At 31.4% G+C, this 25,526-nt stretch carries 25 protein-coding genes; 15 read left to right on the forward strand and 10 right to left on the reverse strand.

What is annotated here, in order from left to right; genetic code table 11:
* Window positions 1–44 precede the first annotated feature (44 nt).
* The 6 genes from B3578_RS00500 (at window position 45) to rfbD (ending at window position 6,216) form a co-directional block, all read left to right on the forward strand.
* Window positions 45–818 (forward strand): DUF6089 family protein, encoded by a 774-nt coding sequence (locus tag B3578_RS00500; protein ID WP_221854116.1) that lies wholly within the window; start codon window positions 45–47, stop codon window positions 816–818.
* An 11-nt stretch (window positions 819–829) separates the two neighbouring features.
* On the forward strand, window positions 830–1,573 hold the full coding sequence (locus tag B3578_RS00505; protein WP_221854130.1) for an isoprenyl transferase: 744 nt from the start codon (window positions 830–832) through the stop codon (window positions 1,571–1,573).
* A gap of 20 nt (window positions 1,574–1,593) precedes the next feature.
* A complete protein-coding gene (bamA, locus tag B3578_RS00510) occupies window positions 1,594–4,116 on the forward strand; it encodes an outer membrane protein assembly factor BamA (RefSeq protein WP_291046219.1) in 2,523 nt (840 codons plus the stop codon).
* A gap of 61 nt (window positions 4,117–4,177) precedes the next feature.
* Window positions 4,178–4,765: an OmpH family outer membrane protein gene (locus B3578_RS00515; RefSeq protein ID WP_286495463.1), complete on the forward strand. Its 588-nt coding sequence runs from the start codon at window positions 4,178–4,180 to the stop codon at window positions 4,763–4,765.
* A gap of 26 nt (window positions 4,766–4,791) precedes the next feature.
* Window positions 4,792–5,307: an OmpH family outer membrane protein gene (locus B3578_RS00520; protein WP_114998374.1), complete on the forward strand. Its 516-nt coding sequence runs from the start codon at window positions 4,792–4,794 to the stop codon at window positions 5,305–5,307.
* Window positions 5,308–5,361: 54 nt separating this feature from the next.
* The gene (rfbD, locus tag B3578_RS00525) at window positions 5,362–6,216 is read left to right on the forward strand and encodes a dTDP-4-dehydrorhamnose reductase (RefSeq protein ID WP_038334743.1); all 855 of its coding nucleotides are present in this window, start codon (window positions 5,362–5,364) and stop codon (window positions 6,214–6,216) included.
* Window positions 6,217–6,284: 68 nt separating this feature from the next.
* On the opposite strand, the gene serS is transcribed toward rfbD, so the two are convergent.
* Window positions 6,285–7,553 carry a serine--tRNA ligase gene (gene serS / locus B3578_RS00530; RefSeq protein WP_038334750.1) on the reverse strand — a complete coding sequence of 423 codons (1,269 nt, stop codon included), beginning with the start codon at window positions 7,551–7,553 and terminating at the stop codon, window positions 6,285–6,287.
* Between the two features lie 331 nt (window positions 7,554–7,884).
* On the opposite strand from serS, the gene B3578_RS00535 reads away from it, so the two are divergent.
* The gene (locus tag B3578_RS00535; protein WP_291046226.1) at window positions 7,885–8,139 is read left to right on the forward strand and encodes a hypothetical protein; all 255 of its coding nucleotides are present in this window, start codon (window positions 7,885–7,887) and stop codon (window positions 8,137–8,139) included.
* A gap of 55 nt (window positions 8,140–8,194) precedes the next feature.
* On the opposite strand, the gene B3578_RS00540 is transcribed toward B3578_RS00535, so the two are convergent.
* From B3578_RS00540 to B3578_RS00550, 3 genes are read right to left on the reverse strand one after another with little or no spacing between them, the layout of a single operon-like run.
* Entirely contained in the window at window positions 8,195–9,319 is a 1,125-nt protein-coding gene (locus B3578_RS00540) for an ATP-binding protein (protein WP_221854121.1), read from the reverse strand.
* Window positions 9,320–9,337: 18 nt separating this feature from the next.
* Entirely contained in the window at window positions 9,338–10,015 is a 678-nt protein-coding gene (locus B3578_RS00545; protein WP_221854122.1) for a copper homeostasis protein CutC, read from the reverse strand.
* On the reverse strand, window positions 10,012–11,013 hold the full coding sequence (locus tag B3578_RS00550) for an isoaspartyl peptidase/L-asparaginase family protein (protein ID WP_114998363.1): 1,002 nt from the start codon (window positions 11,011–11,013) through the stop codon (window positions 10,012–10,014). Before B3578_RS00550 ends, B3578_RS00545 begins: the two co-directional genes overlap by 4 nt.
* A gap of 89 nt (window positions 11,014–11,102) precedes the next feature.
* On the opposite strand from B3578_RS00550, the gene B3578_RS00555 reads away from it, so the two are divergent.
* From B3578_RS00555 to B3578_RS00570, 4 genes are read left to right on the forward strand one after another with little or no spacing between them, the layout of a single operon-like run.
* The gene (locus tag B3578_RS00555; protein WP_291046233.1) at window positions 11,103–13,835 is read left to right on the forward strand and encodes a GH92 family glycosyl hydrolase; all 2,733 of its coding nucleotides are present in this window, start codon (window positions 11,103–11,105) and stop codon (window positions 13,833–13,835) included.
* Entirely contained in the window at window positions 13,835–14,428 is a 594-nt protein-coding gene (locus B3578_RS00560; RefSeq protein ID WP_219034963.1) for a hypothetical protein, read from the forward strand. The genes B3578_RS00555 and B3578_RS00560 overlap by 1 nt, the downstream gene beginning before the upstream one ends.
* A gap of 49 nt (window positions 14,429–14,477) precedes the next feature.
* A complete protein-coding gene (locus tag B3578_RS00565; RefSeq protein WP_291046237.1) occupies window positions 14,478–14,894 on the forward strand; it encodes a Fur family transcriptional regulator in 417 nt (138 codons plus the stop codon).
* A 58-nt stretch (window positions 14,895–14,952) separates the two neighbouring features.
* A complete protein-coding gene (locus tag B3578_RS00570; protein WP_291046240.1) occupies window positions 14,953–16,887 on the forward strand; it encodes a heavy metal translocating P-type ATPase in 1,935 nt (644 codons plus the stop codon).
* A 32-nt stretch (window positions 16,888–16,919) separates the two neighbouring features.
* On the opposite strand, the gene B3578_RS00575 is transcribed toward B3578_RS00570, so the two are convergent.
* Window positions 16,920–17,675: a tyrosine-protein phosphatase gene (locus B3578_RS00575; protein ID WP_221857002.1), complete on the reverse strand. Its 756-nt coding sequence runs from the start codon at window positions 17,673–17,675 to the stop codon at window positions 16,920–16,922.
* 177 nt (window positions 17,676–17,852) lie between these two features.
* On the opposite strand from B3578_RS00575, the gene B3578_RS00580 reads away from it, so the two are divergent.
* On the forward strand, window positions 17,853–18,695 hold the full coding sequence (locus tag B3578_RS00580; protein WP_125349936.1) for a siderophore-interacting protein: 843 nt from the start codon (window positions 17,853–17,855) through the stop codon (window positions 18,693–18,695).
* Between the two features lie 84 nt (window positions 18,696–18,779).
* Complete coding sequence (locus B3578_RS00585) at window positions 18,780–19,502, forward strand: GLPGLI family protein (protein WP_125349935.1); 723 nt, start codon at window positions 18,780–18,782, stop codon at window positions 19,500–19,502.
* A 59-nt stretch (window positions 19,503–19,561) separates the two neighbouring features.
* On the opposite strand, the gene meaB is transcribed toward B3578_RS00585, so the two are convergent.
* From meaB to B3578_RS00605, 4 genes are all read right to left on the reverse strand, one after another.
* Window positions 19,562–20,539, reverse strand: coding sequence for a methylmalonyl Co-A mutase-associated GTPase MeaB (gene meaB / locus B3578_RS00590; RefSeq protein WP_125349934.1), 978 nt, complete (start codon window positions 20,537–20,539; stop codon window positions 19,562–19,564).
* Window positions 20,540–20,708: 169 nt separating this feature from the next.
* A complete protein-coding gene (locus B3578_RS00595; protein ID WP_114998328.1) occupies window positions 20,709–21,323 on the reverse strand; it encodes a helix-turn-helix domain-containing protein in 615 nt (204 codons plus the stop codon).
* A gap of 303 nt (window positions 21,324–21,626) precedes the next feature.
* Window positions 21,627–23,726, reverse strand: a complete 2,100-nt coding sequence (feoB, locus tag B3578_RS00600) for a ferrous iron transport protein B (RefSeq protein ID WP_291046248.1) — start codon at window positions 23,724–23,726, stop codon at window positions 21,627–21,629.
* The gene (locus B3578_RS00605) at window positions 23,726–23,965 is read right to left on the reverse strand and encodes a FeoA family protein (protein WP_114998322.1); all 240 of its coding nucleotides are present in this window, start codon (window positions 23,963–23,965) and stop codon (window positions 23,726–23,728) included. Before B3578_RS00605 ends, feoB begins: the two co-directional genes overlap by 1 nt.
* A 177-nt stretch (window positions 23,966–24,142) precedes the next feature.
* On the opposite strand from B3578_RS00605, the gene rplU reads away from it, so the two are divergent.
* Both rplU and rpmA read left to right on the forward strand, forming a co-directional pair.
* Window positions 24,143–24,448 carry a 50S ribosomal protein L21 gene (gene rplU, locus B3578_RS00610; protein ID WP_019975660.1) on the forward strand — a complete coding sequence of 102 codons (306 nt, stop codon included), beginning with the start codon at window positions 24,143–24,145 and terminating at the stop codon, window positions 24,446–24,448.
* A 43-nt stretch (window positions 24,449–24,491) separates the two neighbouring features.
* Window positions 24,492–24,749, forward strand: a complete 258-nt coding sequence (gene rpmA / locus B3578_RS00615) for a 50S ribosomal protein L27 (protein WP_038334883.1) — start codon at window positions 24,492–24,494, stop codon at window positions 24,747–24,749.
* A gap of 73 nt (window positions 24,750–24,822) precedes the next feature.
* On the opposite strand, the gene B3578_RS00620 is transcribed toward rpmA, so the two are convergent.
* Entirely contained in the window at window positions 24,823–25,413 is a 591-nt protein-coding gene (locus tag B3578_RS00620) for a hypothetical protein (RefSeq protein WP_038334889.1), read from the reverse strand.
* Window positions 25,414–25,526: the final 113 nt, after the last annotated feature.

Genomic DNA, 25,526 nt, shown 5'->3' on the forward strand with positions numbered 1-25,526 from the left:
TTAAAAGAAGATAAAAAGCAAAAGCCGAAAAAATAACACAACTTATGAGGAGATTATTTTTGTTTGTTTTTATATTATGTTTTTCGCAATTAACTTTTGCGCAAAGACATGAACTCGGAATTTTTGCTGGTGGAGCAAATGTGATTGGAGATGTTGGTAAAGCCAGTTATATCAATCCATTTCCTACTAAAACTGAAGCAGGAGGTAAAATATATTTACCAATTTCAATAGGAGGATTATATCGTTTTAATATAAATCCACAAATGGGTTTTAGAGCAAATATATCTTATTCAAAAGTTGGAGCAAGTGATCATCGTTCGAAAGAATATTATAAATTAAAAAGAAATAAAAATTTTCGAAATAATATTGTAGAAGGATCTTTGATGTTTGAGTATAATTTCTTTAACATCAATGATGATCAAGAAAAAGCGCAATCACCTTATATTTTTGTAGGAGTTGGAGCTTTTTCTGCAAAAGGAAAAGAATATGATTACGATGGAACAAACAACGTAATTATCGAAAAAACAAAATATAATACCGATTTAACAATTCCTTTTGGAGTTGGATATAAAGTAAGATTCAATTACAATTGGATTTTATCTTTTGAGACAGGTGTTCGATATACAAATGTTGATTATTTAGATTATAACACTGGAAAATTTACTCAAAATTTTGTAGATGCTGTAGAAACAGGTACTTTGTCTCAATCTGAATATGATAAACGTATATATGGAAACACATCAAACAAAGATTGGTATGTTTTAACAGGAATTTCCTTAACGTACAGTTTTGGTCGACCTGCTTGTTATTGTGATTAAAAAGAATGGAAATTAGTTTAGTAGAACAAATAGATAAAAATAATATACCTAATCACGTTGCAATCATTATGGATGGTAATGGAAGATGGGCTAAGAAGAACGGTAAAGAAAGAACTTTTGGTCACAAAAGTGCTTTGGGAGCTGTACGATCTTCAATCGAAACTTGTCGAAAATTAGGTATAAAACATCTTACACTTTACGCATTTTCTACTGAAAATTGGAACCGTCCAAAATTAGAAGTCAATGTTTTAATGACTTTATTAAGTTCTGCAATTAAGGACGAAATAAATGAATTACACAAAAATGGAGTTCGCTTGAATGTGATTGGAGATTTATCAAAATTACCAAAAAAAGCATTCAAAGATTTGACTCAAGCAATAGAAAAAACGAAAGACAACACAGCTTGTGTTTTGACATTAGCATTAAGTTATGGTTCGAAAGAAGAACTATTACACGCGATGAAATCTATTGCGCAAAAATATAAAGACGGAGAAATATCCGACAATGATTTTAATGAAGAATTAGTTCATCAAAACTTATATACACACGATTTACCTATGGTAGATCTTATGATTAGAACAAGTGGCGAAACCAGAATTAGTAATTTCTTGTTGTGGCAAATTGCTTACGCAGAATTATATTTTACAGAGGTTTTGTGGCCTGATTTTAACGAGGAAGAATTTTATAAAGCAATTTTAAATTACCAAAACAGAGAACGTAGATTTGGTAAGATAAGCGAGCAACTAACGAACTAATCGAACTGAAATAGAGGATTATGAAGAAAATTTTTTGGACAATGTGTATGCTTGGAGCTTACATGGCACAAGCGCAAGTCGTAGATTCTACGAAAACCATTGATTCAACACAACAAGATAATTTTGTCTTAGATTATACCAATGCACGAACTTTCAAATTGAAAGATATCGTTGTAACAGGTGACTCTAAATATTCTAAGAATCAAATTATCCGTTATGCAGGTTTTGCTATCGGTGAAGAGATAGAATTACCAGGTACGAAGGTAAATAATGCTGTAAAAAAATTATGGAGATCTAATATTTTCTCTGACATCGACTTGTATGTAGATAAAATAGAAGGTAACGAAGTAACATTAGAGCTTGCCTTGGTTTCAGTTCCTAGTTTAGGAGAAATTAAGATTAACGGTGTGAAAAAATCGCAACGCGAAGATTTAATCAAACAAAATAAATTAAATCCAGGTGTTAAGATTACACAAAGTTTAATCAATACGACAAATAATAAAATCAAAGATTATTATACTGGAAAAGGTTATCCTAACACAACAATTAATGTAGAACGTCAGCCAATTGTTGGTAAAGAAGACGAAGAAAACATTACATTAAATGTGAATCGTGGAGAGCGTGTAAAGATTAAGAAAATCATTTTCGAAGGAAATGAAAACTTAACTGCTGCTCGTTTACGTAAAAAAGGGATGAAAAATACCAAACAGAAATCTATCAATATTTTCAAGTCATCTAAAATGATTCCTGAAAAATTCCAGGAAGATTTAAAAACTTTGGTTGATGAGTATAAATCTGTTGGTTTTAGAGATGCTAAAGTTGAGTCATACAACATCGAAAAAGTTGATGATAAAAACTTATTAGTTAAAATTAAAGTTAACGAAGGAAAACCATATTTCTTAGGAGATGTAACGTTTTCTGGAAACTCAATTTATACTTCTGAACAGTTACAGCGAATTTTTGGTTACAAAACAGGAGATCATTATGACGCAGTAGGTATCAACAAAAAGATTTCTGGATCAGAAAAAGACGATGATATTTCTACGTTATATATGGATAGAGGGTATTTGTTTGCTCGTGCTATTCCTGTAGAAAAAAGTGTAAAAAATGATACAATCGATCTTGAAATTAAAGTTTTCGAAGGTACACAAGCTACACTTAATAAAGTAACGATTAACGGTAATACAGAAGCACACGATCATATTTTATACCGTGAGTTAAGAACTAAACCAGGAGATTTATTCTCTAAATCGGACATTAAGCGTACGATGATGGAGTTAGCTTCTTTGGGATACTTAGAACCAACGCAAATAGTTCCAGATATTCAACCAAATCAAGATAATAATACAGTTGATGTGGAGTGGAAAGTTGCGCCAAAATCATCTTCTCAAGTAGAATTACAAGGAGGATATGGTGCAGGGACTTTCATTGGTACATTAGGATTAACTTTCGGGAATTTCTCATTAAAGAATTTTTTCAATAAAAAAGCTTGGAAACCAATTCCAATGGGAGATGGACAACAATTATCATTAAGAGCACAAGCTGGTAACGGATATAAAAATTATAGTTTATCATTTGTTGAACCTTGGATTGGAGGAAAACGCCCTACAGCTTTATCAACGTCTTTTTATTATTCGCAATATGATTACCGTGATAATTATGGAGAAAAAGCGAAATTGGATATCTTAGGAGCTTCAGTTGGGTTAACTAAGTTATTAACTTGGCCAGATGATTATTTCCGTTTATCAAACTCAATTTCTTATCAGTTATATAACTTCGATAATTATGCGATGTCTGTTGGTAATATGCAATATGAAAATGGTTCGTCAAACAACTTAAACTACACATTAGGTTTAACACGTAATTCTGCTGGACCAGACCCTATTTTCCCACAATCAGGATCAGAAATTAGTTTATCGTTTACGACAACATTTCCTTATTCAGCTTTTAATAACAAAGACTATACAAACATGTCTGATGTAGAAAAATTCAAATGGTTAGAATATTATAAATTCAAAGCTAAAGCATATTTCTACAAAGAATTAACTGGTAAATTAGTTTTAAAAGCCGGTGGAGAGTTTGGAGTTTTAGGAACATATAACCGTAAAATTGGAACAATTCCTTTCGAACGTTTTTACTTAGGAGGAACAGGTCTTACACAAAATCGTTTCGATGGACGTGAGATTATTTCATTAAGAGGTTACGAAGATGCAACAAATTCTGGTGGACAAACAGGAGATATTACGCCAGAAGGAGGTGGTACGATTTATAATAAATATTCATTAGAATTGCGTTATCCAATCACAATGAGCCAAACAGCTAAAATTTATGCATTAACTTTTGCGGAAGGAGGTAACGTTTGGAACAATACAAGTGAATTTAAACCGTTTGAATTAAAACGTTCTGCAGGGGCAGGTGTTCGTATTTACATGCCAGCATTTGGTTTATTAGGATTCGATTTCGGATATGGATTTGATAAAGGATTTGGACAAACAGAACGCTCAGGATGGCAAACTCACTTTATTATTGGACAACAATTCTAATAAATTGAATAAATTTGCTTAGAACATTTTGGCATAATTTTAGAATTAACACACCACAAATATGAAAAAATGGATTAGTTTTATAGCGTTGTTCTTTGGATTAGCAAGTTTCTCTTTTGCGCAAAGATTTTGTTATGTAGACAGTCAGTATATTTTAGAAAATTTACCAGAATATACATCGTCTCAAAACAAATTAAAATCTCAAACAGAGTCTTGGCAAAAAGAAATTGAGCAAAAACAAGAAAATTTAGCTAAATTACAAGCCGAATTCGAAGCCGAAAAGATTTTATTAACGGCAGAACAGGTGAAAGAGCAAGAGAAAAAGCTAGCTGATGAAGTAGCGGCTGTAAGAATTTTGCAAGATAAACGTTATGGACCAAATGGTGATTTAGTTAATCTGAGAAGATCAATGGTAAAGCCTTTACAAGATCAAATTTATAATGCGACAAAAGAAGTTGCAGATAAAAGAGGATATGGTTTTGTATTTGATAAAGGAAGTGATTTAATCATGATTTATACAGATCCAAAGTTTGACATAAGTAGAGAAGTATTAATGACTTTAAGACCAGAGTTGAAACCAAATAATTCAAAAACATCAACTTCTGGAAATAATAAAACTAGTAATAGTAGCAATAAAACAAGAAAATAAATTTTAAAAAACAAATTAGACTAGAAATGAAACAAATTAGATTGATAGCAGTATTTACAATGATGGTTTTCGGAAGCGTTTTATCTTTCGCTCAAGAAATTGCACATATTGATACGCAAGCAGTAATTGAATCAATGCCAGCTTACAAAAAAGCAGAGGCTGATTTACAAGCATTAGGTAAAAAACACGAAGATGCTATCGCAAAATTACAAGCAGACTATAAAACTTTTATGGAAACTGCTCAAAAAGATTTAGCTGGTAAATCTCAAGAAGAGGCTCAAAAATTAATTGCAGCGAACAAATACCAAGAGAAAGAGCAAGAAATGCAAAAGAAATACGAAACGTATGCAAAAGCTGCTCAAGATGAAATGCAAGCAAAAGAGAAAGCTTTAATGGATCCAATCGAGAAAAGAGTAATGGATGCAATTAATGCTGCTGCTGCAAAAAAAGGAGTTAAATATGTTTTACCTGCAGGTGTTTTAGTTTACAAAGCTGGAGGATACGACTTATTAAATGACGTTAAAAAAGAATTAGGATTATAATTTTAAGATATTAATAATACCTTCAAGCCACTATTTTAGTGGCTTTTTTTATATATGAAAAGAATTTTAGTTACCGGAGCGAATGGTCAGTTAGGTCAATCGATTTTAGAGCAATCAAAAAACTACAAGGAAATTGAATGTTTTTTTGTCACTCGAAATGAATTAGATATTACGAATGAAGAATTAATTAATCATTATTTCGAAGATAAATCATTCGATTTTGTTGTCAATTGTGCAGCTTATACAGCGGTTGATAAAGCTGAAGATGATCAAGAGAATGCTTATTTAGTAAACGCAAAAGCAACAGAATTTTTAGCAAAAATCACGAATCAAAAAGGAATTCCTTTTATTCACGTTTCGACAGATTATGTATTTGATGGAACTGAAGCTCAACCTCGTCTAGAAACAGATCAAACAAATCCTATAGGGGTGTATGGTCAAACAAAATTAGATGGCGAAAATTTAGCATTAGAAAACAATTCTAAAACGATTATTTTACGCACAGCTTGGGTTTATTCTCGATTTGGAAATAATTTCGTTAAAACGATGCTTAGGTTGTTTAATGACAAAGATTCGATCTCTGTTGTAGCAGATCAAATTGGTTCGCCAACAAATGCAATTGATTTGGCTGATGTAATCTTAACGATTATTTTGAAAGATGATTTAACCTATGGAATTTTTAATTATTCGAATGAAGGAAAATGTTCTTGGTTTGAATTTGCGCAAAAAATTAAAGAATTGTCTAATTCAACAATCGAAATTAATCCTGTTCCAACTTCAGCTTATCCGACAAAAGCGAAACGTCCTGCGTATAGTTTATTGGATAAATCGAAAATAAAAGAAGTTTATCAATTTGATATTCCGACTTGGGAAGATAGTTTGAAAAAAGAATTGAAACACCTGATTTAGTTTCAATTTTAATAACATAAAAAAGCTCGAGAAATTCTCGAGCTTTTATTTATCTGACAGATTATTGATTAATCTAAAATCTCAAAACGAGTATAAGGTTGCAACGCTTTCGGAATTTTTACTGTTCCATCAGCTTGTTGGTGATTCTCTAAAATTGAGGCTAAAATACGTGGTAAAGCCAAAGCAGAACCATTTAAACTATGTGCTAATTGAGTTCCGTTTTCATCTTTGTAACGTAATTTCAAACGATTCGCTTGGAAAGTCTCAAAATTAGATACAGATGAAACTTCTAACCATTTTTCTTGCGCTTCAGAGAAAACTTCAAAATCGTATGTAATTGCAGATGTAAATCCTGTATCACCACCACAAAGTCTTAAAATACGGTATGGTAATTCTAAATCTTCTAAAATTCCTTTTACGTGCTCAATCATTCCGTCTAAAGCAGCGTAAGAATTTTCTGGTTTTTCGATACGTACAATCTCAACTTTCTCAAATTGGTGTAAACGATTTAATCCTCTAACATCTTTTCCATAAGAACCCGCTTCACGACGGAAACATGGTGAATATGCAGTCAACGTAATTGGTAAATCTTCTGCTTTTACAATTGTATCACGGTAAATATTCGTCACAGGAACTTCCGCAGTAGGAATCAAGTACAAATCATCTTCTCCAATATAATACATTTGTCCTTCTTTGTCTGGTAACTGTCCAGTTCCATAACCAGAAGCCTCATTCACAACGAAGGGAGGAACAATTTCTGTATAGCCAGCATCAGAATTTTTATCTAAGAAAAATTGTGTTAAAGCACGTTGCAAACGAGCACCTTTTCCTTTGTAAACAGGGAAACCAGCTCCGGTAATTTTAACACCTAATTCAAAATCAATGATGTTAAATTTCTTAGCAACTTCCCAGTGTGGCAAATTGTTTGGTTTTGCAGTTGCATCTCCGTGTTCAAAAACGATTTCATTATCATCAGCATCTTTTCCTGCTTTTACGATTTCGTTCGGAATATTCGGGATTTGATACAAAATATCTTTAACGGATGTTTCGTAAGACGATAATAAATCTTGTAACTCTTTTGATTGAGTTTTTAAATCAACCGTTTTGTTTTTTAATTCATTAGCCTCTTCCGATCTTCCATCTTTAAACAAATTACCAATTTCTTTTGCTAATTTGTTGGATTCAGCTAATACATTATCTAATTCAAATTGTGTTTTACGACGAAGTTCATCCACATTTAAAACTTCATCAACAAGATCTAATTGTTTGAAGTTACGTTTTTTAAGTCCTTCAATTACACGATCTTTGTTTTCTTGAATGTAAGAAACTACTAGCATACTTTTATTAAATTTATACAAATGTATAAATAATTAATTTTTTAGAATAAAGATTAAATGATTTAGGATCAAAAATTAATCAAAATCAATTAATTTTTAAATTTAACTGTCTTCATTAGATAAATAATTGACACAATGTTTTTTACAAAAAATATTCAAAAATTGTAAAACTATTTATAATTGATTAAAAATCAATAGTTTAAATTTTATTTATTGAGAATTGATTAATACAATTATATTACATTGATTTTACATGCTGTTGTTTACGTTTCGAAATACATTTGTCAAAGAAAATTAATCGAAAATTATTAATAATTAAAACAATAAAACAATGAAAAAATTTTTCGCAGTAGTTGCAGTAGCAGCTTTATCTTTAGGAGCAGTATCTTGTGGTGAGAAAAAAGCAGAAGAAGCAGTAGAAAATACAACTGACTCTTTAGCAGCTCAAACTGACTCTTTAGCAGCTCAAACTGATTCTTTAGCAGCTAAAACTGATTCTTTAGTAGAAAAAACGGATTCTTTAGCAACTAAAGTTGAAGGTGCAGCTAAGGAAGTAGCTCCAGCTACTGAAGCTCCAGCAAAATAATTTGAAATAACATTCAGATCATATAAAGAAACCACTTATTAGATAAGTGGTTTTTTTATGCTGTTTTTCGATGTAAATAGCGAGTTAACTTGATAGATAAATCTAAAAGTATAATTTTAGAATTACCATTTCGCTCGATATGATACGACGCTTCATTAATTTCATTTAAAATATCTTCGATATTAGCTCCATGTATAAAAGGCGCAAAACCTTGCCATTTAAAACCTTCTGCATTAATTTGTAAAAAAACTAAATCATCAGATTGATACGTTTTTAACAAAGCTTGACGAAAAATCTCTGAACAATAATTCAAAAAATCTTTTTGTTCACTTCTCGACCAACTTGCAATTTGATTCGACCAATCAATCAAATCTTTTAAAACGGTTGGCGTTTTGGCTGCCATAAAGGCTTTTCGAACCCAAGTCACAAAATACTTATCGAATAAATGTTCGTCATCATTCAATTGATGCAACGCTTCTCGTACATTTCCTTGCGATAAAAAAGCGATATGTTGCGCTTTTTCTGGATTAATATTTTTCTTCTCAATTAGATAATTCTTTATATCCGATTGCGATAAACGAGGAATTTTAACCAATTGACAACGAGAAGTAATAGTTTGTAGAATCAAATCTTCACGTTCTGTTACCAATAAAAAAAGTGTTTTTTGAGGCGGTTCTTCAATTATTTTCAACAATTTATTTGCAGCTGCAGTAGTCATTTCCTCAGCTTGCCAAATAATCATGATTTTATAGCCTCCTTCGTAACTATTTAGCGCTAATGTTTTGACGATTTCATCCGCTTCATCAACAGGAATAACGCCTTGTTTTTTCTCAATACCAAGATGAGACATCCAATCCGTTAAATTTCCATAGACATTTTCGTCTACAAAAGTTCGCCAATCGTTTAATAAATACTTAGCAAGTGGCTTTTTTACACTTTCTGTTGCTGAATAAGGAAAAGAAAAATGTAAATCGGGATGTTGTAATTTATCAACTTTCAGATTGCATTGTTCGTTATTCAAACCACACAAAACTTCACGTGCATAAGCAATTGCCAAAGCCAAAGTTCCCGAACCTTCTGGACCAGAAAAAAGCTGAGCATGACTTATACGACCATCTTTTATAGATTGTTGAAGCTTGTTTTTAATCTCCTGTTGTCCAATTATATTTTCCCAAAGCATAGTCCAAAGTTACTATTTTTATTTTTCAGAATTTATCATACTTTTTAATCGATTGATTTCTTCTAAATTAGCAATTCCAGAATCATCAATCATCGCTGATGAATGAAAGTAAGTAGCGTTTGTATATGAATCAATTTCTTCAATATTTGTTGAGCGCAAACCACCTCCAGGCATAATTGTGATTTGATTTTCTGCTTTTTTAACAAGGTTTTTTAATTCACGTTTTCCATCATAAACATTACTATCTAAACCAGAAGTTAAAATAGTTTTGAATCCTAAATCAATCACGATTTGAAGTGAATTTTCGGCATCAGAAGTTCTGTCAAAAGCGCGATGAAAAGTACAAGGAAAAGGTTTTGCAAGTTCAATTAATTCATGATTTCGTTCAAAATCGATTTCGTTATCTTCATTCAAAATTCCAAAAACAAAACCATCAATTCTAAAATTTTTAATCATGATGATTTCAGATTTCATTTGTTCAAATTCTTCATCAGAATAACAAAAGTCTCCATCACGAGGGCGAATCATCACCATAATTTCTTTATCTGTTTCTTTTCTTAATGTTTTGATATCTTCAAAACTAGGTGTAATTCCGCCTGTTGAAACATCAGCACATAACTCGATTCTATCTGCATTTGATTTTGCTGCAACTAAAGCTGATTCTAAATTAAAGCAAGCAATTTCTATTTTTTTCATTTTGTAATAGATTTTCCGTCAATTAAACGATTTCCAGTTTCATCATAAACCGCAAAGTTAAAGCCAGGATGAATACAATATGAACCATATTCGCCTTGTTTGTTAATTGCAATAAAACCAACTTGAATCGCCGATAAATCTTTTTTACGCGATTTTGTTAATTTAATGATTCGATGAACAGCCTCCTTACATGCATTTTCTGGCGAATAACCTTGACGCATCAACTCCACAACCAAATGACTTCCCGCAATACGAATCACTTCTTCACCATGACCAGTAGCGGTTGCTGCACCAATTTCGTTATCAACATATAAACCTGCGCCGATAATTGGTGAATCACCAACACGTCCGTGCATTTTGTACGCCATTCCGCTCGTAGTACAAGCTCCAGAAAGATTTCCATAGGAATCTAAGGCAATCATTCCAATTGTATCATGATTTTCGATATTGATAGGCATCTGATAATTAGTATCTTTCAACCATTCTTTCCACTCTTTTTCGGAAACATCAGTTAATAAATTCTCTTTTTTGAAGCCTTTTTCCAACGCAAATTGAAGTGCACCATTTCCAACTAACATCACGTGTGGTGTATCTTCCATTACCTTTCGCGCAACAGAAATTGGATGTTTGATATACTCTAAACTAGCAACAGAACCAATATTTGCTTGATCGTCCATAATACATGCATCTAAAGTTACTTTTCCATCGCGATCAGGACGTCCACCATAACCAACACTTCGTTCATTTGGATCAGCTTCGACCAATTTTACGCCTTGCTCTACAGCATCTAAAGCTGTTCCATTATTACCTAAAACTTTCCAAGCTTCGGCATTAGCTTCAATTCCAAAACGCCAAGTAGAAAGAACAATTGGTTTATTGATTTTTGTTGAAGTAGTTGATCTTTTAGATGTAGTTTGCGCATTAAGATCAAGTTTTGTTGTACCTAAAAGTAAGCCTAAAGCTCCAAGATTTTTTATGAAATTTCTTCTATTACTCATGTGTTAATCGATTTCTAAATTGTGTTAAAACAAATATAATCCATATTATTGTATAACAGAATTTCTGTCAATCAAAACACTAAAAACTAATGAGATCAACTTTACTATCATTTATTCTGATGATGTTTTCATCATTAATTTTTGCTCAGAAAAATAATTATGCACAATATGTTAATCCGTTTATTGGAACAGGTGGACATGGACATACATTTCCTGGAGCGACTTTACCATTCGGAATGGTTCAACTTTCTCCAGATACTCGAATTGATGGAAGTTGGGATGGTTGTGGTGGTTATCATTATTCTGATGATTTTATTTATGGTTTTTCACATACACATCTAAATGGAACAGGAGTTTCTGATTATGGTGACATTATGTTGATGCCAACGCTTAATCAGAAAGGATTTAATCAGACTGATTATGGTTCTAAATTTTCGCATAAAAATGAAAAAGCAACAGCAGGATATTATCAAGTTTTGTTAGATAAATATAATGTCAATGTTCGATTAACGGCAACAACTCACGTTGGTTTGCATGAATATACTTTTAATAAAGCTGGTGACGCAAATATCATTTTAGATCTTAATCATCGTGATAAATTAGTTGACGGAGAAGTGAAAATTGTAGACGCTAAAACACTTTATGTTTACAGAAATTCGGAAGAATGGGCGAAGAATCAAAAGATTTTTGCCAAGATAGAATTTAATGTTCCATTGAAATTAACTGCTTCAAAAGACGGAAATATAATATCTAAAACATTTAAAGGAAATGAAATTGCCTTGGCTTTTGGTAAAAAAGTAAAGAAAGGTGAGAAGATTATGGTAAAAGTGACCTTATCTACAACTGGATATAATGGAACGGATGTTAATAGCAAAGAATTAACAACTTTTGATTTTTCTAAAACGAAAGCCGCTGCTGAAAAGGCTTGGGACAAAGAATTATCGAAGATTGAAGTGAAATCTTCAGATAAGAATAAACTAACTATTTTTTATACAGCGATGTATCACACGATGATGCAACCAAATATTTCGCAAGATTTGAATGGAAATTATCGTGGAATGGACGATCAAATTCATTTGGCAAATAATTTCGATTATTATTCGGTTTTTTCACTTTGGGATACTTTTCGTGCTGCGCATCCTTTGTATACCTTGATTGAGAAGAGAAGAACGATTGATTTTATTAACACATTTATCAAGCATTACGAACAAGGTGGACGTTTACCTGTTTGGGAATTAGCGAGTAACGAAACCGATTGTATGATTGGTTATCACTCGGTTTCTGTGATTGCTGATGCAATGGTAAAAGGTTTCAAAGGCTTTGATTATGAGAAAGCTTATGAAGCAGCAAAACATTCGGCAATGTTAGATCATTTGGGATTGAAAGCTTACAAACAAAACGGATTTATTTCGATTGACGATGAACACGAATCAGTTTCTAAAACATTAGAATATGCGTACGATGATTGGTGTATTGCGCAAATGGCATTGATTTTAAATAAACACGACGATTATAATTACTTTATCGAACGTTCTCAATATTGGAAAAATTTATTCAATCATGAGACAAAATTTATTCAGCCAAAGAAAAATGGAGGTTGGCTAAAACCTTTTGATCCGCGTGAAGTAAACAATAATTACACAGAGGCGAATGGTTGTCAATACACGTTTTTTGCACCGCAAGATATTAATGGAATGATTGATTTTTATGGTGGAAAAGATGGTTTTGATGCAAAATTAGATGAATTATTTAATGCACCATCAGAAACAACAGGTCGGGAGCAAGTGGATGTTACGGGACTTATCGGGCAATATGCGCAAGGAAATGAGCCGAGTCATCACGTGGCTTTTTTGTACAATTACATTGATAAGCCAAAAAAAACAAAAGAATTGGTTCATAAAATTTTGAATGAACATTACAAAAACTCGCCAGATGGATTGATTGGAAATGAAGATTGTGGGCAGATGAGCGCGTGGTACGTTTTGGCTTCGATGGGAATTTATAGCGTTACGCCAGGTTCGGGAATGTGGACGACTGTTGAGCCGTATTTTGATGAAATCACGATTAATCTAGAAGATGGAACGAAGCGTATAATCACGAAAAATAATTACAAAGAAAATCAATTTTTAGGATTTGAATTTTTGAAAGATAGAGAGATTAAACCTATTTCTGAAAGTGAAAAAATTGTAACAATTCCAGTTTTGGTTGCTGAAGACAGATCATTTCAAAATAAAATGAATGTTGAAGTAAAATCTTCTGAACCAAATGCGAAAATCTATGTTTCTGTGAATGGTAAAAAAGCAGAAATCTATAAAAAACCAATTTCAATCAAAGAAACAACTACAATTTCTTCTTTTGTGGAAGTGAATGGAAAGAAAAGTAAAACAATTTCTGGAACATTTACTAAGAAACCAAATGATTATACAATTCAGTTGAATTCTACCTACACACCGCAATATCATGCAGGTGGATATGATCAAAATTTTGATGCAATTGTTGACATGAAAAAAACGAAATCCGTTTCTTCGGTTGTCATGAATTTCTTGCAAGATTCTCGTTCTTGGATTGTCTTACCTACAAAATTAGAAGTCTATACATCGAAAGATAATCAGAATTTTAAATTGGTTGGAATGTTAGAAAAACAAGTTGATGCATTTGATAATAACGTGTTTTCTGATTCATGGAAAATTCAGTTTAAAGAAGAAAAAGCACGTTACATCAAAGTAAAAGCAACAAATTATGGTGCTTTCCCAAAAGGTCATTTAGCAGAACCTTTTCAAGGAAAGTCGTATATTTTTGTAGATGAAATAACAGTGAAATAGTGAATAAAAAGTTAATTGTTTTTAATTTAATCGTTATTGGATTAATACTTTTATTTCCAATAATAAATTTTTGTTGGATACATAGTTCTTCAAATTATACTTTTTGGGATATTTATTATCAAACCGAATATCATGAAATTATTTACATTCTTATTGGAATAATTATTTTCTCAAGTTTAATTAGTTTGTTTAAATACAGTAAGTTGATTAATGTTAATTTAGTTTTAACTTCAGTTTTTTTTATGATTATAATTGGAGTATTTATAAATGACATAATTAAATTAAAAAAGGAAGAAAAAGAATACATAGAAAGAGCAAAAGAAGATATTAAAAATGATAAAATTATTTTTCTTCATTCAGGAGGATTTCCTTTACCAGAATTTAGTTCTGAAACCTATGCTAAAATTGACAGTATTCACAATAAATATGGAGTAGATTATATAAATATTGGAGTTTTAGATTTTAAACATGATAAATTAGAACTAAAATATGAAGAAACTGTAAAGCCTTATCTTGAAAAACGTAATGGTAAAGATTGGAAGAAACGAATGCAAAAAGAATTAGATGCAATAAAAAAGGAAAAACTTTATTAACTAAACTTTAGTTAACTTTTTCGTAACTTTATATTCGAAATCGAAGAAAATGCAAACAGAAATTTTAAACAAAGCATTACAGAATCGTTCTATCAATCCAACAGCGATGCGTTTGTTGGTTTTAGATAAATTGATGAAAACTGACGTTGCATTAAGTTTAGCTGATTTAGAAATTGAAATGGATCAGGCAGATCGAGTAACAATTTATAGAACCTTAAAAACTTTCGAAGAAAATAAATTAATTCATTCAATCGAGGACGGAACGGGCTCTAAAAAATATGCGCTTTGCGAGTCGAGTTGCAAATGTACGCCCGAATTTACACATGCTCATTTTCATTGTAATAATTGTAATCAAACGTTTTGTTTGCGAAATATTCATGTGCCAGAAATCAATCTACCCAAAAATTTCAAGGCGGAACAATCTTCATTTATTCTGAAAGGAATTTGCGATCAATGTAAATCCTAAACTTTGCAACCAGATTGCAGCAATAACTTTATAATTTTGAAATATAAATTTTTGAATTATGTCTAAAGCTTGTTGTAGTACGTCAAATGACAAACATAAAGATACTCATGATCATAATCACGAAGGTCATGACCACGAACACAATAATAGTAAAATTTTATTAGGTGCCAGTTTAGCTATTTTCTTTGCCGGAATTTTTGTTCAATATGTTTTAAAACCAACTTGGTTTGTTGATAATCAAACTATTCGTTTGATATGGTTTGGCATTTCTTATATTTTAGTAGCATTTCCTGTTTGGGGAGAAGCGTTTAAATTAGCAAAAAAAATAGATTTCTTCAATGAATTTTCGTTGATGGGAATTGCGACTTTAGGTGCTTTCATTATTGGCGAATATCCAGAAGGTGTAGCGGTAATGTTGTTTTATACAATTGGCGAAATGTTTCAGGAAGCGGCGGTTAATAAGGCAAAAGGAAATATTAAAGCCTTATTAGATGTTCGTCCAGATACAGCGCATGTTTTACGAAATGGTAATTTCGAAACAATAAAACCACAAGATGTGGCAATTGGAGAAACAATTCAGGTAAAAGTTGGGGAAAAAGTTCCGTTAGATGGAATTATGATTTCAGATAAAGGAAGTTTTAATACTGCGGCTTTGACAGGAGAAAGTAAACCTTCAACGTATAAAACTGGAGAAACTGCTTTGGCAGGAATGTTAAATCTTGAAAATGTAATCGAAATTCAAACGACTAAAAAATTTGAAGATAGTTCGATTGCAAAAATTTTACAAATGGTTCAAGATGCAGCTTCTCGCAAAGCTCCAACTGAATTATTTATCCGAAAATTTGCAAAAATATATACGCCAATTGTTTTCTTTTTAGCGGCTGCTTTGGTGATTATTCCTTATTTCTTTGTTGATAATTACGATTTTAATGATTGGTTATACAGAGGTTTAGTTTTCTTGGTTGTTTCTTGTCCTTGTGCATTAGTAATTTCGGTTCCATTGGGTTATTTCGGAGGAATTGGGGCAGCTTCACGCAACGGAATTTTAGTAAAAGGTTCTAACTTTTTAGATTTAATGGCGAAAGTAAACACAGTTGTGATGGATAAAACAGGAACAATGACGGAAGGGGTTTTCGAAGTTCAAAAAATTGAAACTAATCTTCCTGAAAACGATTTTTTAAATCTTGTTTCGGCTTTAGAAAAACAATCTACGCATCCAATTGCGAAAGCGATTGTGGCAAGTCATCCATCAGAATTGAAAGCGATAGAAGTGGAAGAAATTTCTGGAAAAGGTTTGAAAGGAAAAGTTGATGGAAAAATAGTTTTAGCTGGAAATACTAAATTATTAGATCATTTCTCGATTCAATATCCACAAGAAATTCATGATATTGTAGAAAGTATTGTGGTGGTTGCAGTTGATGAAAAATATGCAGGATATATTACAATTGCTGATAAAATCAAGGAAGATGCGCAACAAGCAATTCAGAAAATGAAAGCTTTAGGTGTTTCGAAAACGATTATGTTGAGTGGAGATAAAAATACCATTACGCAAAAAGTTGCAAAAGAAGTTGGTGTTGATGAAGCTTTTGGTGGATTGTTACCAGAAGGAAAAGTAGAGAAAGTTGAAGCATTGAAAAAATATCAAAATCAAGTGGTGGTTTTTGTAGGTGATGGAATCAATGATGCGCCTGTTCTAGCGCTTTCTGATGTCGGAATTGCGATGGGTGGACTTGGAAGCGATGCTGCGATAGAAACTGCAGATGTTGTAATCCAAACCGATCAACCTTCTAAAATTGCAACGGCGATAAAAATTGGTCGTGAAACAAAAAAGATTGTGATTCAGAATATCATTTTAGCAATGGGCGTTAAAATTATCGTGCTTTTCCTTGGAGCAGAAGGAATTGCCAATATGTGGGAAGCTGTTTTTGCAGATGTAGGTGTTGCTTTATTAGCAATTTTGAATGCTGTTCGAATTCAACGAATGAAATTTTAGATAATAAAAAATAAAGCGATCAATTGATCGCTTTATTTTTTTATGTATAAATCTTTCATCAAATCTAAATCAACCTTTAAAATATCAGTTAAATAATTTTCGACTGAACCAAAATTCTTATTAATCGCTTCATAAGAGCTTTCTAAATATTCAGGTAAAACATCAATTAGATATTTATAATTCGGATCGATCTTTAAGATGTGTGCATATTTTTGTTCCAAAAAGATATTAGAAGCCAAGTAATCATCCATAATTGTATCTAAATCGACTTTCAAAGCAGATAAAATCATTGCTGTTGCAAATCCAGTTCGATCTTTTCCAGCTGTACAATGAAATAAAATTGGCGTTCTATTTTTGTGTTGAATAATATCAAAAAAGCTTTTGTATTGCGTTTGACATGTTTTATCTAAAACAAAATCCTCGTAAATTTTACACATAAATTCTTTCGGATTTGAAATTCCAGCTTTGAATTGTTTCACTAAATTTTCGAAATGTCCAGAAGAAATATCCAAATGAACTTCGTGATTACAACTATTTGGAATGTGATCTTGATTTTTTAAACGTTCGTAAGTCGTGCGTAAATCAATAATTGTTCGAATTGGAAAATCATTTAAAATCTCCAAATCATCATCTGTCAAATTTGCTAAATCATCAGATCGAATTAACAATCCTTTTCTAATGACTTCATTTTTTGTGTTAATTATTCCACCTAAATCTCTGCAATTAAATCCGCCTTCAAGTGGAAGAGTTCTTTGTTCGAGCGAGATTTCGCATAAAGTATTTTCCATTTTCTGTTCGTTTTTTAGGTTATTTTTTAATATGTAAAAGTTAAGGTTAATTATTTAGTTATCATATTAAAATCGTATTAAAAAAAGTATAACTTTTTACTTTAACATTTTATTATTCTTATTCAATCTAAATTTACTTTATATTCGTATAGAATTAGAATAAATCTAAATAATCTGATGGGAGATAAAGTGAAAATTGCGAAGGAGAAGTTCATCTTAAAAAAGAAAGAATTTGTGACACCACATCTTATTCGCGTTCATTTGGAAAATGATGATGTATCTTTTTTTAAGGATACAACGTTGGGCGGAACATGTAAATTACTTTTTCCACCGCTTGGGATCCGTGATATTCACTATGCTGAGTATGATGAAGAGAATCAAAAATGGATTTCGCCATCAGAAAAATTTAAACCAGTTTCTCGTACCTATACGTTGCGCGATATTGATGCAAAAAACAATGTGATTGTGATTGATATTGCAAATCATGGATTGAATGGTCCAGGATCGCGTTGGGCAAATGAGGCGAAAGTTGGAGATATGATTGGAGTTTCGATGAAGTCGAAAAAAAAAGATTTGGCTCCAAAAACAGATTTCATTTTCTTGGCTGCAGATTTAACAGGCTTGCCTGTAATTTCAGCAATTATAGAGTCGCTTCCTGCTAAAACAAACGGAATTGTTTGTGTGGAAGTCCCAACAGAAGATGATATTCACCAAATTGAAACGAAAGCAAATTTAGAATTTAAATGGATTGTGAATCAAAATGTAGGAAGCGGAATAGCTTTATATAGTTTGACAAAAAATCAGAAATTTCCGAAACGCAAAGACGGAAAACGATTTGCTTATGTTGCGGGGGAATCTAAATCTGTAAAGGAAATAAAATCATTTTTTAAAGATGATTTAGAATGGAAAAAAGACGAATTTTATTGTACATCGCATTGGAAAGCAGGAAAAGCAGAGAAAAATGCATTAGAAAATTGTCACGATAAAATAGAACAAGAATTGTTGGTAAGAGTTTTCTAAAAACAAGAGGGATATTTAATCAAAAAGCTTTATCAGAAATGGTGAAGCTTTTTTTGTTATCTTTAAATTTCTAATTGCATTAAAATGAAGTATATCTTATTGTTGTTGTTTTCAGTTTCAGTTTTTGGTCAAGAAAAATTTAAAGTAGAATATGAAAGACGGAATTTTATTAATTTGAATGATCCGAATCCAGAATCGAAAAGATTAAGAGAGGAAATGTTTTCGAAACCAAAATATATTGCTCTTTCTGTCGATGCAAATCAATGTCTTTCACAAGAAATAGAACGAATTGATAATTCGCAAGGACCAAAATATTCGATGAAAGTTTTAGGTGGTTTTAAAGATTTGGAAAGCTTTTATGATTTCGATACGAATTCAAAAATAATCATGAGAGAAATGGATTCCAAATTGTATAATATCTCTGATTCCATTGCAACTTATAAATGGAGTATTACGCGAGAATCCAAAAAAATAAAAGGTTATGATGTACGAAAAGCAGTAGCTGTTGACGCTAATTTCAACATAGAAGCGTGGTATGTTCCTTCGATAAAATCAAAATGTGGACCAGATGAATACAATGGTTTGCCAGGATTATTATTAGAACTGAAGAAAACTTCTTTGAAAGATGAAAATCAGTATACAACTTATAAGTTAGAATCAATTTCGATTGACGATAAGCTGAAACTACAAAAACCAACGAAAGGAAAAGTAATTTCGACACCAGAATTTGATAAAATTGAGAAAGAATATTATCAAAAAATACAAGAAAATATCAACAAAAAAACAGGAGTTGATAAAGATGATTAACAAAAAAACGGCTCAATTTTGAGCCGTTTTTTTGTTATTTTGATTCAATAATCGTAAACTTACTTATTAAGAAATTCATCAATTTCAGTGTGGTTATTCAACCAATCTTTTGCCATTTCGAATGCAGATAAATTTTTGCTTAATTCTAGTGGGTGTTCCTTAAGTAATTTTAAAAATTGTTGATTAATCAAATCAATTGTGTAGCGTTCCGCTTGATTAAGCTGTTGTTTTTCTCGGTTTGATGCGTAATAATTATTTTCATTAATAAAATTGAAATAATCATTGACCAATTCCCAAAGTTCAGGAATTCCTTTTCCGATTAATCCAGAACCGATAATTGATTTTCTTTTCCATTGAGAAGATTTGGTTGGTAAAAATTGCAATGAACGAACAATATCCAATTTTGCATCTTTCACTAATTTTTCTTGAAACGAATCTGATTTATTGACAAAAATTAAATCAGCCATTTCCATAATTCCTCGTTTTATTCCTTGTAAATCATCTCCAGAACCCGGAAGTTGAAGAAATAAGAAGAGATCTGAAATTTCATTTACTAAGGTTTCAGATTGTCCAACACCGACAGTTTCAATCAAAATATTTTCAAACCCTGCTGCTTCGCATAATAAAATTGCTTCATATGTACGTGAGGTAACACCACCTAAAGAACCGTTAGAAGCGCTTGGACGTATATAAGCATTCTCTTCTCGCGATAAGTCCTCCATGCGTGTTTTGTCGCCTAAAATACTTCCTTTTGAAAGGGAACTACTTGGATCAATTGCTAAAATCGCTACTTTTTCACCTTTACTTAGAATATATTTCCCCAAAGATTCGATAAAAGTACTTTTACCAACACCGGGAATTCCTGTAATGGCAATTCTTTTTGAAGTTTTGGAAACAGGTAATAAACTAATGATATGTTGCGCTAATTTCAAATCGTCTAAACGATTGCTTTCGGCTAGTGTAATAGCTCTTGATAAGGCAAAACGATCGCCTTCTTTTATTTTTTGAGCAAGTATTTCGGGGTCAATTTTTCGCATAAGACACAATCTTAGATTAAAGATAAAGTCTTAATTAAGAATAAAAAAATACAATCGAAATTTGTGAATGTATTTTATATAGCTCTTGCATTGATTGGTATAAAAAATAAAACAAATATAATTGTTTATATATTTTAAATTCAATTATATAAACTTCATTAATTCGTAATTATGAATTTTTTTGTTCCTCTTTAATTCTTTTTATAAAAGCAGAAGGAGATTCATTCATGATTTGAGTAAAAGTTGTTGTAAAAGTACTATGAGAAGCAAATCCGCAATCACTTGCTAAATAGCTTACTTTCGTGTTAATGTATTTCGGCTCATTTTGAAGTCGATTGACGATATAATTTACTCTCAATTCATTCAAATAAGAATTAAATTGCTTTTGACGATGAGTTTTAATGATTTCAGAAAGATATTTTGTATTCGTTTCAAATTGTTTTGATAATGAAGCAAGGTTAATATCTTTCTTAGTAAAGCCTTTATTCTTCTCAAATAACTCTAATTTTCGAAGTAAGTCATTCTCGGTTTTAGATGAAATGCTAAGGTTATTCGTTGGTTTTTCTTCAATCATAACCTCTGTTGGTGGAGTTGGAGAAATGATTTTATTTGTAACCTCTTCTTTGATTGGTTCAGAAGGAATTTCTTTAATCTCTTTTACAGAACTTATTTCTTCGACAGAAATCTCAGTTGATTGTTTAGTTTTTTTGGAAACAAAGTAAATAATTAATCCTAAGATAATTATCGCTGAAATTAATAATAAAATGATTAACCAAGTTTCCATTTTTTGTAAAATTTATATTCCGAATTAATAAAATAAAACCAATTGATAATCATTAAAATAATTGATTTTCAATGATTATACTATTTGTAAAAATACTCCGAAATTTTGAAATAAAAAAGGCTAACTTTTAAGAGTTAGCCTTTTTTTTGAAATTCATCTTTGCTTGGAGAACAACCACAGCCTTTTGAGCATCCGCCTCCTTTTGAACTAAATGAGTTTCTAATTAATTTTACAACATACCAAACTGCAAATCCGAAAAGGAAAGCGATAAAAATATATTGTATCCAAATATTGTCCATACTATTATTTTAAAAAATGATATGCAATAAATGCAACCACATATGCCAAACCTGTCATAAACCCTGTCTGAATCAATGTCCATTTCCAAGAATTTGTTTCGCGTTTTACGATCGCAATTGTACTCATACATTGCATTGCGAATGCATAAAATAACAACAATGAAACTCCTGTAGCGAGGTTATATGCTGGTTCTCCTGTGTTTTGGTTGATCTCATTTTTCATACGATGAAGTAAACGATCTTTTTGACCATTGTCCTCTACATCAACTTCTCCTAAACTGTAAACCGTTGACATTGTTCCGACAAAAACTTCACGCGCAGCGAATGACGAAATCAAACCAATTCCCATCTTCCAATCGTATCCTAATGGCTCTACAACTGGCTCTATAACTGAACCTAATCTACCCAAATAAGAATGTTCTAATTTATAAGAAGCAATTTCATTTGCTAAATCTTCTTCATTCATTTTTGGATGATGAGCAGTTACAATTTCTTCTGCATTTCTGAATTGTTCTCCAGGTCCGAAAGTTCCTAAAACCCAAAGAATAATCGAAATTGCAAATATGATTTTACCCGCATCAACTAAAAATCCTAACGTTTTTTCCCAAACATTAATTCCAACATTTTTCCAATCAGGAAGTTTGTACGTTGGCATTTCTAAAATTAGGTAACTTTTATGTTTTGCTTTAATGATTAAATCCAATAAAATAGCACTTCCTAATGCGCCTAAAACACCTAAAATGTACATCACAAATAACGCCAAAGCTTGGTAACTTAATCCAAAAATATGTTCGTCGGGAATTACTAAAGCAATTAAAACGATGTAAATTGGTAAACGAGCCGAACACGTCATAAAAGGCGTTACAAGTATCGTTAATAGACGCTCTTTGTCATTTTCGATATTACGTGCAGACATGATTGCAGGAACGGCACAGGCAACTCCAGAAATTAACGGAACAACACTTTTTCCGCTTAATCCAAATGGTTTTAACCATCTGTCCATTAAATAAACCACGCGGCTCATGTAGCCCGTTTCTTCCATTATTGAAATGAATAAAAACAAAATGGCAATTTGCGGAACGAAAACGGCAATCCCTTCTATACCTGGGATTATTGCACCTCCAATGATTTCGTTGATAGGTCCTTCAGGTATTAAACTAATTGCTTTTTCGTCGATCCAACCAAATAAATCTTCGACCATTGTCATTAATGGTGCAGACCACGCATAAACAGCTTGAAAGATTAATAATAAAATTCCTAAAAAGATGATGTATCCAAAAACTGGATGAATCAATGTTTTATCAATTTTATCGGTTAAGGTTTCATTTCCGTCAAAATTATATGAAATAATATCGTTTAATTTTTCCTCTAAAATTTTATTTCGATCTAAGGCTTCTTTGACTTGTAATCGTTTCGAAACAATATAATTTTCTTTTTTAATTGTATCTAATTTACTTAGATTTTCTTTCGATTCGAACGGAACTTCTTTCTGTGAAAGATATTGCCAAGCTAAATAATCAGATTTAAGATTAAATTCATTCTTGATTTTTTCTACAATAGAAAGATACTCTTTCGGAATTTCGTAATGACGATTATATGGAGTTGCGTCTTTTGTAAAAGCTTCTACTAATTCATCAATTCCTTCGCTTGTACGCGCGTTTGTTAAGTATATTTTTGTTTGAAGAAAATCTTCTAACTTTTTCAAATCAATATTAAGTCCCTTGCTTTTGATTTCATCTTTCATATTGATGACAAAAATTGCAGGAACGTCTAAATCTCGAACTTGTTGATACAACAAAATCGATCGTTTTAGATTAGATGGCTCACCAATAACAACTGCTAAATTTGGGTAATGACTATTGGTTTTGTCTCCTAAAGTTTTGAATACAATTTCTTCATCCAAAGAACTTGGATAAATTGTATACGTTCCGGGAAAATCTGTAATTTGGAATTTATTTCCATTTCGTTCTATTTTACCTTCGCGCTTTTCTACCGTCACACCAGGATAATTCCCAACTTTTTGACGAAGATTTGTTAATTTATTAAATAACGAAGTTTTACCAACATTTGGGTTACCAATTAAGGCAATTTTATAATGATTCATTATTTTTTTGTTATCAAAATTTTATCGGCTTCGTTTCTTCTTAAAGCTAAAACAGACTTATTAGAGATGATACTGATGCAAATAGGACCACCAAATGGAGCCTTATTTTTTACCAATAAACTTGTTCCAGGAATAAAGCCCATTTCATAAAACTTTGCAGGAATATCTTCGGTACTAAACCCTGTTACAACTGCTTGTTCGCCAATTTTTAAATCTTTTAAAGAATAATTTTCAATCATTTCTACCAATCTATCTATGAATTATCTCAAAGGCAAAGATACTTATTTTTAATTAATCCAAATAGAAGATATGTCATAGTTTTTTTATCTTTCTAATTAAATTTCAATGAATTCAAGTATCTAAATTCAAAATTTTGATTATCTTTGCACTCAATTTTCATTTATAAACATTAATTTATGTACGCAATTGTAGAGATAGCAGGGCTTCAATACAAAGTTGAAAAAGACCAACAATTGTTTGTAAACCGTTTAGCTGGTGAAGCAGGTGACGAAGTAAAATTCGACCGTGTTTTATTAACAGATAACGGAGCAATCACTGTCGGCGCCCCAGTTATAGACGGAGTTACCGTAGTAGCTAAAATCGTTGAACACGTGAAAGGAGACAAAGTAATCGTTTTCAAAAAGAAAAGAAGAAAAGGTTACCAAAAGTCTAACGGTCATCGTCAACAATTCACTAAAATTGAAGTAGCTTCAATCGGTTAAGATTGAGCTGAGATTAATTATTAACTCTTAAAAACAAAACGAAATGGCACATAAGAAAGGGGTCGGAAGTTCGAAAAATGGTCGTGAATCACATTCGAAACGTTTAGGTGTTAAAATTTTTGGTGGACAAGCAGCAATCGCTGGTAACATTATTGTTCGTCAAAGAGGTACTCAACATCATCCTGGTGATAATGTAGGAATCGGTAAAGATCACACATTATTCGCTTTAATTGACGGAAAAGTAGTTTTCACTAAAAAACGTAACGATAGATCTTACGTTTCAGTTGAACCATTATCTTAATTGATAATTCGACAGCGAAAATGCTAACAATATAAAAGCTCGAACTTATTACTTCGAGCTTTTTTTATGATTTTTATTCTTCTAAGTCTACAGCTCCTTTAGAGTATACTTCATCAGAATTTAAGTTTATGTTGAATCCTTTTTCAATTAACTTATCTCGAATTAATTTCCTTTTTCCCCAAGGATCAATAGATTGGATAATTCCTTTTTTATCAAAATAAAATGAATAATACAATGGATTACTCGTACCATGTTTACATTGGAAGGTATTTTCGTTTAAATTTAATTTCTTAGAATTTATTGGTTTTAAAAATTTATACCTTTTAAAATTAATGTCAGCAGAATCTATAATAGCAATTGTATAGTTTTTATACTCATATTGTTGAGTTTTCTCATTTGTGTTACAAGATCCTAAGTATGCCATAAAAGTAATTCCAACTCCAAATTCAGCATTATTAAAAAAAACTTTTCTATCAGGACTTTTTAATTTATCAAAACCTAGAATTAAATAAGAATTATTAGGATTAATACGTTCATTATGTTTTTCTCCTAATTCAATAAAAGTATCAACTGTTTTTTTTAGTTGTTTGCTCTTATAAGTAGAATTGAATGTTGATGAACATGAACAAAAAAATAGAATAAATGAAAGTAAAAAGTATTTCATAAGTGGTTAATTAATAGAACTAAATTACAACTTATTTCAACTAAAAAAGCATCCAATTTCTTGAATGCTTTTTGATTTTATTATTTTGAAGAGAAGCTGAAATGAAATCAGCT

The organism is Empedobacter sp. UBA1574, assembly GCF_002322895.1.
Lineage (GTDB): Bacteria > Bacteroidota > Bacteroidia > Flavobacteriales > Weeksellaceae > Empedobacter > Empedobacter falsenii_B.

Coding starts and splice junctions, on each gene's coding strand:
- B3578_RS00540 (WP_221854121.1), bottom strand. CDS start 9,319: ATGCTTTGGGAAAATATAATTGGACAACAGGAGATTAAAAACAAGCTT.
- B3578_RS00565 (WP_291046237.1), top strand. CDS start 14,478: ATGCAAACAGAAATTTTAAACAAAGCATTACAGAATCGTTCTATCAAT.
- B3578_RS00595 (WP_114998328.1), bottom strand. CDS start 21,323: ATGGAAACTTGGTTAATCATTTTATTATTAATTTCAGCGATAATTATC.
- B3578_RS00545 (WP_221854122.1), bottom strand. CDS start 10,015: ATGAAAAAAATAGAAATTGCTTGCTTTAATTTAGAATCAGCTTTAGTT.
- serS (WP_038334750.1), bottom strand. CDS start 7,553: ATGCTAGTAGTTTCTTACATTCAAGAAAACAAAGATCGTGTAATTGAA.
- B3578_RS00515 (WP_286495463.1), top strand. CDS start 4,178: ATGAAAAAATGGATTAGTTTTATAGCGTTGTTCTTTGGATTAGCAAGT.
- B3578_RS00555 (WP_291046233.1), top strand. CDS start 11,103: ATGAGATCAACTTTACTATCATTTATTCTGATGATGTTTTCATCATTA.
- meaB (WP_125349934.1), bottom strand. CDS start 20,539: ATGCGAAAAATTGACCCCGAAATACTTGCTCAAAAAATAAAAGAAGGC.
- feoB (WP_291046248.1), bottom strand. CDS start 23,726: ATGAATCATTATAAAATTGCCTTAATTGGTAACCCAAATGTTGGTAAA.
- B3578_RS00535 (WP_291046226.1), top strand. CDS start 7,885: ATGAAAAAATTTTTCGCAGTAGTTGCAGTAGCAGCTTTATCTTTAGGA.
- B3578_RS00550 (WP_114998363.1), bottom strand. CDS start 11,013: ATGAGTAATAGAAGAAATTTCATAAAAAATCTTGGAGCTTTAGGCTTA.
- B3578_RS00580 (WP_125349936.1), top strand. CDS start 17,853: ATGGGAGATAAAGTGAAAATTGCGAAGGAGAAGTTCATCTTAAAAAAG.
- rpmA (WP_038334883.1), top strand. CDS start 24,492: ATGGCACATAAGAAAGGGGTCGGAAGTTCGAAAAATGGTCGTGAATCA.
- B3578_RS00585 (WP_125349935.1), top strand. CDS start 18,780: ATGAAGTATATCTTATTGTTGTTGTTTTCAGTTTCAGTTTTTGGTCAA.
- B3578_RS00500 (WP_221854116.1), top strand. CDS start 45: ATGAGGAGATTATTTTTGTTTGTTTTTATATTATGTTTTTCGCAATTA.
- rplU (WP_019975660.1), top strand. CDS start 24,143: ATGTACGCAATTGTAGAGATAGCAGGGCTTCAATACAAAGTTGAAAAA.
- B3578_RS00605 (WP_114998322.1), bottom strand. CDS start 23,965: ATGATTGAAAATTATTCTTTAAAAGATTTAAAAATTGGCGAACAAGCA.
- rfbD (WP_038334743.1), top strand. CDS start 5,362: ATGAAAAGAATTTTAGTTACCGGAGCGAATGGTCAGTTAGGTCAATCG.
- B3578_RS00570 (WP_291046240.1), top strand. CDS start 14,953: ATGTCTAAAGCTTGTTGTAGTACGTCAAATGACAAACATAAAGATACT.
- B3578_RS00620 (WP_038334889.1), bottom strand. CDS start 25,413: ATGAAATACTTTTTACTTTCATTTATTCTATTTTTTTGTTCATGTTCA.
- B3578_RS00575 (WP_221857002.1), bottom strand. CDS start 17,675: ATGGAAAATACTTTATGCGAAATCTCGCTCGAACAAAGAACTCTTCCA.
- B3578_RS00520 (WP_114998374.1), top strand. CDS start 4,792: ATGAAACAAATTAGATTGATAGCAGTATTTACAATGATGGTTTTCGGA.
- bamA (WP_291046219.1), top strand. CDS start 1,594: ATGAAGAAAATTTTTTGGACAATGTGTATGCTTGGAGCTTACATGGCA.